Source organism: Klebsiella sp. 4_1_44FAA, assembly GCF_000238715.1.
GTDB classification, from domain to species: Bacteria; Pseudomonadota; Gammaproteobacteria; order Enterobacterales; family Enterobacteriaceae; genus Klebsiella; species Klebsiella pneumoniae.
Genome location: NZ_JH414813.1, coordinates 7696 through 17813, shown reverse-complemented (window position 1 = coordinate 17813; position 10118 = coordinate 7696). Strand labels below are relative to the sequence as shown.

7 protein-coding genes and 4 pseudogenes are annotated in these 10118 nt (G+C 51.2%); 2 read left to right on the top strand and 9 right to left on the bottom strand.

The annotated features are described in order from the left end of the window. From HMPREF1024_RS30885 to HMPREF1024_RS01140, 9 genes and pseudogenes are all read right to left on the bottom strand, one after another. Positions 1 to 191 (bottom strand): annotated as a pseudogene (locus tag HMPREF1024_RS30885) (IS110 family transposase); the annotation flags it as partial. After that, positions 190 to 375 (bottom strand): annotated as a pseudogene (locus HMPREF1024_RS29615) (IS1 family transposase); the annotation flags it as partial. The pseudogenes HMPREF1024_RS29615 and HMPREF1024_RS30885, both read right to left, overlap by 2 nt. Positions 376 to 408: 33 nt before the next feature. After that, positions 409 to 615, bottom strand: coding sequence for a hypothetical protein (locus tag HMPREF1024_RS29610; protein WP_004856276.1), 207 nt, complete (start codon positions 613 to 615; stop codon positions 409 to 411). 34 nt (positions 616 to 649) lie between these two features. Then, positions 650 to 3781 (bottom strand): type I restriction endonuclease subunit R, encoded by a 3132-nt coding sequence (locus HMPREF1024_RS01120; protein ID WP_009309928.1) that lies wholly within the window; start codon positions 3779 to 3781, stop codon positions 650 to 652. Beyond that, on the bottom strand, positions 3781 to 4956 hold the full coding sequence (locus tag HMPREF1024_RS01125; protein WP_009309927.1) for a DUF4268 domain-containing protein: 1176 nt from the start codon (positions 4954 to 4956) through the stop codon (positions 3781 to 3783). The genes HMPREF1024_RS01120 and HMPREF1024_RS01125 overlap by 1 nt, the downstream gene beginning before the upstream one ends. Continuing rightward, on the bottom strand, positions 4949 to 6370 hold the full coding sequence (locus HMPREF1024_RS01130) for a restriction endonuclease subunit S (RefSeq protein ID WP_009309926.1): 1422 nt from the start codon (positions 6368 to 6370) through the stop codon (positions 4949 to 4951). Before HMPREF1024_RS01130 ends, HMPREF1024_RS01125 begins: the two co-directional genes overlap by 8 nt. Continuing rightward, positions 6360 to 8069, bottom strand: coding sequence for a class I SAM-dependent DNA methyltransferase (locus tag HMPREF1024_RS01135; RefSeq protein ID WP_001581471.1), 1710 nt, complete (start codon positions 8067 to 8069; stop codon positions 6360 to 6362). The genes HMPREF1024_RS01130 and HMPREF1024_RS01135 overlap by 11 nt, the downstream gene beginning before the upstream one ends. Before the next feature lie 268 nt (positions 8070 to 8337). Then, positions 8338 to 8798 (bottom strand): annotated as a pseudogene (locus HMPREF1024_RS0127810) (GNAT family N-acetyltransferase). Between the two features lie 62 nt (positions 8799 to 8860). Beyond that, positions 8861 to 9463: a helix-turn-helix domain-containing protein gene (locus tag HMPREF1024_RS01140; protein ID WP_001581470.1), complete on the bottom strand. Its 603-nt coding sequence runs from the start codon at positions 9461 to 9463 to the stop codon at positions 8861 to 8863. A gap of 43 nt (positions 9464 to 9506) precedes the next feature. On the opposite strand from HMPREF1024_RS01140, the pseudogene HMPREF1024_RS0127805 reads away from it, so the two are divergent. Further along, positions 9507 to 9725: pseudogene (locus HMPREF1024_RS0127805) on the top strand (hypothetical protein); the annotation flags it as partial. A gap of 67 nt (positions 9726 to 9792) precedes the next feature. Further along, the coding region (locus HMPREF1024_RS01145; protein WP_001532569.1) for an IS5/IS1182 family transposase at positions 9793 to 10118 on the top strand (326 nt) is incomplete at its 3' end.

Sequence of the window (10118 nt, the reverse complement as noted above, 5' to 3'; positions counted from 1 at the left end):
AACGTGTAAACTTCGCGGGAGATATATCGCTTTAGACAGCGTATCGCTTCCATTTTTGTATGTCCTTCGGCTACACGCCTGGCGACATATTCCTTTGTTTTTGCGTCAGTTCGTAAGCGTCCGATGGCGATGATGTGAAGTGCACTATTTGAAGCACGATCTCCACCACGATTAAGTCGGTAACGGTTCGTTCATGGCCATATCAATGATTTTCTGGTGCGTACCGGGTTGAGAAGCGGTGTAAGTGAACTGCAGTTGCCATGTTTTACGGCAGTGAGAGCAGAGATAGCGCTGATGTCCGGCAGTGCTTTTGCCGTTACGCACAACCCCGTCAGTAGCTGAACGGGAGGGACAGCTGATAGAAACAGAAGCCACTGGAGCACCTCAAAAACACCATCATACACTAAATCAGTAAGTTGGCAGCATCACCTGATAAATTCCATAAATAGAACAGCCAGTTTCTCTCAGTTCTCGTAAATTCTTCCCTGCAAACTTCAGCTCGTGTGAAAGCCCGAGAAACTCACCAGTAAATTCATATTCTGCTTCAGGCCTATGGTGGCATTTGATCAATGCAAATGCCGCCCCTACTTTTTCAACTGTTACAGTAACCGACATTGAACCACCTCCGTCAAGATAATCGATGAACGTTTTAGACTGTCCAGCTGTTCGACACCACTTCTGCCTGCTTCAAAATCAGTTCCACGGCGCCCGGCGTTTTGTCCGGCGGATACTTATACTTACGCAGCGTCTGGCGCACCAGAATACGCAATCGGGCACGCACGCTTTCACGCACCTGCCAGTCCACGGTGGTGGACTGCCGCAATTTCAATGTCACTTCGATGGCCAGCTTTCTCAGCGTATCATCGCCCAGTTCACGCACTGCACTTTCATTTTCAGCCAGCGCATCATAGAAGGCAATTTCATCCGGGGTCAGCCCTAACGCATCATCACGCGCCATCGCCTCCTGGAACGCTTTCGCCATCTGGATCAGCTCTTCAATCACCTGCGCGGTCTCAATAGCGCGGTTATTGTATTTGAGCAGCACCGCTTTCAGTCGGTCGGAGTATTTCTTCTGCTGCACCACGTTATTGCCCGAACGGGCATGAATGCCGTCATTGAGCAGTTTTTTCAGCAGTTCCACTGCCAGATTACGCTGCGGCATTTCCCGCACTTCTTCCAAAAACTCATCGGACAGCAAACCTATGTTCGGTTTATCCAGCCCGGCGAGTGCGAAGACATCCTCAACCCCGGTCGCGACAACCGCGTTATCGAGGATCTTGCTCAGCAGAGAGTTTTTTTCTGACTGGCTAAACTTTGCCTTCGGATCGAGTTTGATAAGCCCCACCCGGATCGCCGAAAGAAACGCGAACTCTTCCTGCAAAGGTTCGGCCTCATCCAGCGTGTTACATAGTGACCAGGCTTTGCTCATCGCCAGCGAGACATCGAGGTAACGTTTTTTACCGTCATCCAGTCCCAGAATGTAGTTCACGGCATCACGCAAGAAGGCCAGCGGATCGCGGGAGAAGCCCGTGTAATCAAATCCCGGCTTACCCGCCGAACGGGCAAACATCCCATGAATGACATCCATTTTTTCCAGCAGAATCGCAAAGGCTTCCCGGGCATCAACCGTCGTCTGTCCTTTGCCTTTTGAATCGGTATAGGTTTTCAGTGCCTGCTTCAGCTCGTTGGCAATGCCGATATAATCCACCACCAGTCCGCCGGGTTTATCCCGGAACACACGGTTAACGCGGGCAATCGCCTGCATCAGGTTATGGCCACGCATCGGCTTGTCGATATACATGGTGTGGCAGCACGGGGCATCAAACCCGGTCAGCCACATATCCCGCACAATCACCAGTTTCAGCGGGTCGTTCAGATCTTTAAAGCGGGCTTCCAGGCGTTTTTTGGTCTGTTTGTTGTAGATATGCGATTGCAGATGGTCTTTATCTGACGCCGATCCGGTCATGATGACTTTGATCGCCCCTTGTTCAACGTCTTCACTGTGCCATTCCGGGCGGATCGCCACGATGGCATCGTACAGTTTCACGCAGATCTCGCGGCTCATGGCGACAACCATCGCCTTGCCGTTCATGGCAGTGTTACGTGTTTCAAAATGCTGAACCAGATCGGCGGCGACCTGCTGAATACGTGGCTCTGAACCGACCAGCTTTTCCAGACGGCTCCAGTCACCTTTGGTTTTTTCTTGCTGGCCCGTTTCTTCGTCTTCTACCAGTTCATCGACCTGATCAGAGAGCGTTTCCAGCTCGTCATGGTTCAGATCGAGTTTTGCCAGCCGGGATTCGTAGTAAATCGGCACCGTCGCGCCATCATCAACCGCATCCTGAATATCGTAGATAGAGACATAATCACCGAACACGGCACGGGTATCTTTATCTTCCGAGGCAATCGGCGTACCAGTGAAGCCCATAAACGACGCATTCGGTAGCGCATCGCGCATGTGTTTGGCGTAGCCGTATTTATAGACGCCAGTTTGCCTGTCCAGCGTGGCGCTCAGGCCATACTGGCTACGGTGCGCTTCATCGGAAATCACCACGATGTTGCTGCGGACGTTAAGTGCCGGATGGCTCTGTTCACTGTCCAGCGGCGCAAACTTCTGCACGGTGGTAAAGATGATGCCGCCGGATTCACGAGCATTGAGCAGTTCGCGCAATTCGTCGCGGTCGTTGGCCTGTAGCGGTGTCTGCTTCAGTAAATCCTGCGCCTGGCAAAAAGTGGCGTATAACTGCCCGTCAAGATCGTTGCGGTCGGTCACCACCACAATGGTCGGATTGTTCATCTCCGCCTGTTGCAGCAGTTTTCCGGCATAGCAGCACATGGAGATACTTTTGCCGGAGCCCTGAGTGTGCCACACAACACCCGCTTTTTTACTACCGGGGGTAATGTTACTGCGCAGCGGCAAGTGTTTACCGGTAGAGGCCACAATCGTGGCTGCGACGGCTTCGCGCACCGCGTGGAACTGATGATAGGCGGCTATTTTCTTGATGAGTCGTTTGCCGTCATTCTCGAACAAAATAAAGTAACGGATATAGTCGAGCAAAAGTTCCCGGTTAAAAAAGCCCTGAACGACGGTTTTTAACTGCCAGTCAAACCGTGGTTTATCGTCTTCATTAGCCACCGTTTTCCACGGCAGAAAGCGCTCTTCATCGGCAGTCAGCGAGCCGATACGCGCATTCAGCCCATCACTCACCACCAGCGCTTCGTTGCAGATAAACAGATCGCTGAGTTCGTTTTTATAGGTCTGCAACTGGTTAAACGCAGCCCAGATATCAGCATTAACATCAATCGGGCTTTTCAGTTCAATCACCGCAACTGGCAGGCCGTTGATATAGCCAATCACATCCGGGCGCCGCACCTGCTTTGTGCCCTGAATGGCAACCTGGTTCACGACCATAAAGCGGTTATTGGCTGGATGGTTAAAATCCATCAGCAGCGCTTTATCGTGAACGACTTTCTCTTCACGCTTGTACTCAACGGGCACACCGTCGAGCAACAAATGGTGAAATGCTTTGTTGCTGACGACCAGATCCGGGCTTTGCGCATGGGCGATACGCAGTATCACCTCTTCGAGCACGGCAACAGGGAGATGGGGATTGATGGTTTGTAGCTGTTCCAGCATCACCGGGCGCAGAAACACATCATGAAATGAGGCACGTAGCGGGTTGTCGCCATCCGGCGCGATATCGGGCCCGTGCAGCACTTCCCAGTCCTGTTCAGCAAACCATTTCAGGCATTGCTGTTCTAAATCGTCTTCGCTCAGCATTACTCTTCCTCTCCCTCGGTAATCATCCCGCTCTGTTTCAGTTCCATCGCCAGCTCCAGCAGGCTCGGGCGAATCGCTTTTTCCAGACGGTTCATGCTATCCATCATCCAGTCGATAATGGCAGGCCAGATCTCTTTATTGCCGCCGTCAAACGCCTTTGAACAGACGATCTGGCAGCTTTTTCGCTCCGGCAGTAATCGCCAGTCGAGCGGCTCGCCAAACAGCGATTCAATTTGCGCTTTACGTTCCTGCAGGCGCTCAAATAACCAGGTGTTTTCCAGCGCATCCCCACGCGAAATATTGAGCTGCACGCGAGCATCTTTCTGGGAAAAGATCAGTTCAAACGGCACGCCGCTGACACCCGATCCGGCAGCCAGCCAGTGATCGGTTGAGGGAGCGCGGTTGTTAAACAGTGAACAGGGGCTGGCGCGGAATTTTTCCAGCGTCATCGTCCAGAACTCGCGGCGCAGATAATGGCGTTGCTGCAGTTCGCTACTGCTGGAGGTGGACTGTTCTTCCGCCTCTTTTTGCGCCATACCGATCATGTACGACTCCGCTTCCGGCGTCGGGATCACCTGGCGGATATCAACGAACACGTCTTCACCGAAACGATAAGGCGTGACTTTAAAGCACTGAACCCGGATACCAAACTGCATCAGCCACAGCGCGGTATTGGTGACCTCTTTGCGGAAATTGGCCGCAACCATGATGACCCGCTGGGTGCCTTTACGGTTGAGCACCCCTTCTTTCAGGCTTTCCCAGCCCATAAATTCGGCGATGACGTCTGCCGCCTGGCGGTTCTCGTTGGGCTCGTGCTGATCCAGATAAAGCTGGAAGATCTCAACCACGCTTTCCTGACGCAGGTTGGCGCAGTAGCCCGCGTATTTCAGCGCCTGCCAGACCACGTCGCGCCCGGAGTCATCGAGCTTGTTCTCGATTATTACCAGGTTGCCCTTTTTATCGAGTGCCAGCAGATCGAGGCGTTCTTTGGTGTCGTCAAAACCAGCGAACTCTTTCTGGATGATCAGCAGTTCGTCGTCGTTATCGCGGGTTAGCGCCTGAGGGTTTTTTGCCAGCCACTCCTGCAAGTGATCGCGCTCGCGAAAGCCGAGGCTGCTGAACGACACTTCCTGCAGGGAGTGCAGGCTGTTGGTGGGCTTATCGACTTTATACATTTTCCGCCTCGCTGACCGCCTGCTCGGCTTCCGGCAGGGTGATTTCGCCCGAGAGGAGTTTAGGGAGAAGGGTGTCGCGGAGTTGGGTGAGGCTATTATTTTCCCGCATATTATTTTCTATCAACGAGTAAACTGCACTTGCTTGCTTGGTGTAACTTTTAACAAGTTCAACTGGCGGCATCACAAGAGGAATTGGATTAAAATTTTTCTTGCTAATTTCAGCAAAAGTAGTACCACTTGCACGAGATACAATTTCTGGCATGTTTGCGGAACACCACTGCAACACGAATTCAGGGCTTAATTCTTTATTACACTTCATGGCAATATATCCCTGATTAATCGCCACAGGGACTTTCGCAATTGCCAAGTATCCCACGGGAGCACGTGAAGACATCAACACGGTGTTAACAGGTAATAAGCCAGAAGAAATTTTATCCAATCCTGCTTTTGTTATTTTTCTTTCTGTATGCAGTAAGATTTTTTCTTCAACGTTGGATAGATCTTTAGGTGTAGTCCAGTGAATATCTCCGTTATTCCAAAACTCAGGTGTTTTAGTTGGTGGTGTTGCTCCACCAGCAATATCGATCTGTGCCCCAATTTCAGACAGAACCCACCCTTCCGGAATTTCCCCCAGCTCACTTTCCTGCATCGCAGACGGAAACAGTTCTGCCGTGGCTTTTAACTCGGCATATTGCTCAGGATTTTCACGCTCAAAAATCGCCAGCGCATCAGCATCTTTCCCGGAAATGGCCGTCATGGTGGCAAGCGTTGCATCTTCCTGCGAGCCACCCGCTTCCAACACCGCCATTTTGGCTTTTACTGGTTCAAAATCGACAAACCAACTTTTGAACAGGGCTTGTGCCATTTGTTCGAGGGTATGGTTGATGTTCTGATTGAGAATGATTTTATCATCAAGAGCTTTGCTAAATAACTCTAATCGTAATAACTCCGCCTTCGGCGGCACTGGCACATCTAAGTCTTGTAATATTTTTGTATCTAATTTACCTGCACCAATCCCAGTATTCTCAACCTTGCCTAAAAGAAGCTCTCTCGATGAAATCAACCACGCGAGGAGATAATATGGAGTTATGTCTTCACTTTTTGGCACTAACGCTTTCACGTCTTGATTAAAGGTTACTTCCCGTGTCGTGATACCAACTGGAATTTTATTATGAAGGGCCCCACCGCGAACCAACAAAAGAACGGTCTCTGCGGGTACTAAACGAGTACCATTGGTACTTCCTAAAGAAGTTACCCGTAGATCTGAGTCATGGTATCTAGTTGATTGCATGGAAGAAGCACTAATCCATGGAATTTCTCCATTCCAGTAATCTTTATTACTTTTAGATGGTGTCCCTCCGGAAAGGAAAGTAACTAGGTCGCCAAGCTTCTTAACAGACCAGTTAGAACTCATAACCCAGCCCTCCCAGACTCGCCTTAATCTGCGCTTCTAGCTTCGCACTCTCTTCCAGCTGATCTTTCAGTTGCGCGGTCAGTCGCGCCATCTTCTCGGCAAAGGGTTCATCGTCTTCTTCCTGCTCGGCGGCACCAACATAACGCCCTGGAGTCAGCACAAAGTCGTTTTTCTGGATGTCTTCCAGCGTTGCCGAGAAGCAGAAGCCGGCTTCGTCTTCGTAGTCTTTATCCGCCTGCCATTTATGGAAGGTATCGGCAATCTTCGCGATATCCTCGCGGGTGAAATCACGCAGCACGCGGTCTTTCATATAACCAATCTGGCGGGCGTCGATAAACAGCACCTGGCCTTTGCGGTGGACTTTACCGTTGCCGCCGGATTTGTCTTTGGTCAGGAACCAGATGCAGGCCGGGATTTGGGTGTTGGTAAACAGCTGTCCCGGCAGCGCCACCATACACTCCACCAGATCGGCTTCGATCAGATTGCGGCGGATCTCGCCTTCGTTGTTGGTGTTGGAACTCATCGAGCCGTTGGCCAGCAGCAGCGCCATCGAGCCTTTCGGCGCCAGGTGGTGGATCATGTGCTGCATCCATGCGAAGTTGGCGTTGCCCTGCGGCGGCGTGCCGTATTTCCAGCGCACGTCGTTTTCCAGCTTCGCGCTCCACCACTCTTTCATGTTGAACGGTGGGTTAGCCATAACGAAGTCGGCGCGCAGATCCGGATGCTGGTCGTCCAGCAGGGTATCGGCATTTTTCGTACCAAAATTAAAGTCGATGCCACGGATTGCCATGTTCATCGCCGCCAGCTTCCAGGTGGTCGGGTTGGATTCCTGACCGTAAACGGAGATTTTCTGCTTCTGCTCAGCGGCGTTGTACTGCTTCTCGCCCGCGTGCTCTTCAATAAAACGGTCACTGGACACGAAGAACCCGCCGGAACCCATCGCCGGGTCATACACACGGCCGTTATACGGCTGTAGGCATTCAACAATCAGGGTCACGATGCTTTTTGGCGTGTAATACTGGCCGCCCTGTTTGCCTTCCGCCAGCGCGAACTGGCCGAGGAAATATTCGTACACGTGACCGAGAATATCTTTGCTCTTTAAGTTGAGCTTCTCGCCGTTATATTCCGGGTTGCTGAAGTTGGCGTCAGAGAAAGTATTAATCAGCCCGGTCAACACTTCGTTGCCCAATTGATACTGGCTGATACGGTTCAGAATACCTTTCAGCTTCGGGTTGGTTTTTTCGATTTCATCGAGCGCGTTATCCACCAGCCAGGACACAGAGCGCAGCGTCACATCCTTGCCGGTGGTTTCATCCACCCACAGCACGGTGCCGGTCGGCAACATGGCTTTGTTTTTCAGCGTGTCCCAGCGCGCGGCTTTCGGCACCCAGAAGATGTTCTTTTCGGTGTAGTAATCTTCCACCTCCAGTTCATCCACAATCGCCTGTGCGTACTCTTCATCAGAGTCGTAACCGTCGCGCGACATGGCATAGATGTTGTCCGGGTTGCCGACATCGCGGAACAAGGTGATTAGCTCCTGCTGACGCGCCTCGAAGGCATCGGACACATACTTGAGGAAGATAAGCCCCAGCACCACGTGCTTGTAGTTGGCGGCATCCATGTTGGCGCGTAGCTTGTCGGCGGCTTTCCAGAATTTGTTATCCAGCTCGTTCAGGAACTGTTGTTCGGCGTTGTTCATGAAAATCCTCAGGGGCGATCGCAGCGATAGTGCAAACATGCCTATCTTAAATTTGGTTTTGGAATGCTAATCGCAAAATTATACCCGGAATGACTAGGTTCATAAACGAGATAGCGCAAAGAAGTGGAAGATGGGCTATGGCTAAGTTGACATTAAGTTCCGGGCCTCAAGCAGACGTCTCAACGTTGTCTCGCGAATATGCCAAATTATTCCGCAGCAGATGCTCAGCCCTACGGATTGACAGTCTATATTACTCTCCAAACAGTCTTCATTTACCTTCGGTTTTACGATACATGTCTGGTCGGTTGATCTGCCAGACAAAGTCTGGTCGGTTCAACGGGAGATACCCCATTTTCTGGTATAGCCAAGGGGCGCTGTCAGTGACCAGCATTATCCGTCGCAGGCGTGACATCAATGGATGGGCGTGACAGCATTCAATCAACCAACGACCGAGGCCACTTTTCTGATAGTCGTTCAGCACGTAGACGTCGCACAAATAACCAAAAGTGGCAAAGTCTGTCACCAGACGGGCGAAACCGATCTGTCTTGTGCCATCCAGTAGGCCAAAACAAAGGCTGTTCTGGATAGATACACTGACCGTTTCTATATCAATACCAGGAGCCCAGGACGATTGCGAAAGGTAATCATGAATGGTTCCAGCTCAAAAAAGGCGGGATCGGTTGTGACCGTAAACAGGTCTTTAGTAAAACTGAGATGCGGGTTATCCACTGATTAACTCCTTGTAAACGAATATGTGACGAGACAGGACCGAACGGTATGTTGGGTAACTCTCAGGATGATTTCTCATGTACCGTCATGATGAACACCAATGGGCTCGCTCCTCGGTTTTCATAGCAATGCGCAACGTCTGTTCTCGCGGTTGCCGAACAGTTGGTGTTCACTTGATACAGGTGATCTTGTACACCCAGTGTGAGTGTGCCTTCCTGGACGTAAAACAATTCAAGCGTTCCATCTGTGTGGCCGGGGGAAGCAAACTTTTCCCCCGGTTGCATTTCCCACATCCACATCTCGGTCATATCAGGGCCACCTGATCCTGCAAGCAGTCTGGCTCGTCCGCCTTTTTCGCCTTGCCATAATTCGGGGATTTCCTCTTCAGCGATGAGATGCACCGTTGGTTTCGAACTGACATCCACAAAGTCTGCCACCGAAACCCCCATCGCGACGGCCAGGCGGCACAACAGAGCAATACTGGGATTTGCCCGGCACCCCTCAATTTCAACCAGTGCACCCTTGCTGACGCCCGCCCGGCGGGAGAGTTCATCAAGGGAGATTTTTTTTTGTTTGCGATACAGCTTAATCCGCTGAGATACAGCTTCATTTACTGTGCTGGCAATCGAACCAGCATCGGTCATTAAATTGACTTTTTTAGTCATTGGTCATTATCATGATTTAAATTGGTCATTACAGGATTATTCCGTGTTAACAGTATCTCCGTCAATTGCCCCTGAAATTTATCGTATTGCACCCGGTTTCCGGGCACTCAGTATCTATGTAAACGCTGCGCCGGTGCTGAACCCTGATATTGGTGAAACAGCGCTGAGAGAAGCTTGTGAAGCGGTTCTTGTCGGTGAGCCTGAGTGGGCAGAATCGCATTTAGCTGCATGGGCTGAGATTTTTCAGACGTTTGGCGCTAAGGAAGGTGCGAACAAGTCCCTGATATGAGATCATGTTTGTCATCTGGAGCCATGGAACAGGGTTCATCATGAGTCATCAACTTACCTTCGCCGACAGTGAATTCAGCAGTAAGCGCCGTCAGACCAGAAAAGAGATTTTCTTGTCCCGCATGGAGCAGATTCTGCCATGGCAAAACATGGTGGAAGTCATCGAGCCGTTTTACCCCAAGGCTGGTAATGGCCGGCGACCTTATCCGCTGGAAACCATGCTACGCATTCACTGCATGCAGCATTGGTACAACCTGAGCGATGGCGCGATGGAAGATGCTCTGTACGAAATCGCCTCCATGCGTCTGTTTGCCCGGTTATCCCTGGATAGCGCCCTGCCGGACCGCACCACCATCATGAATTTCCG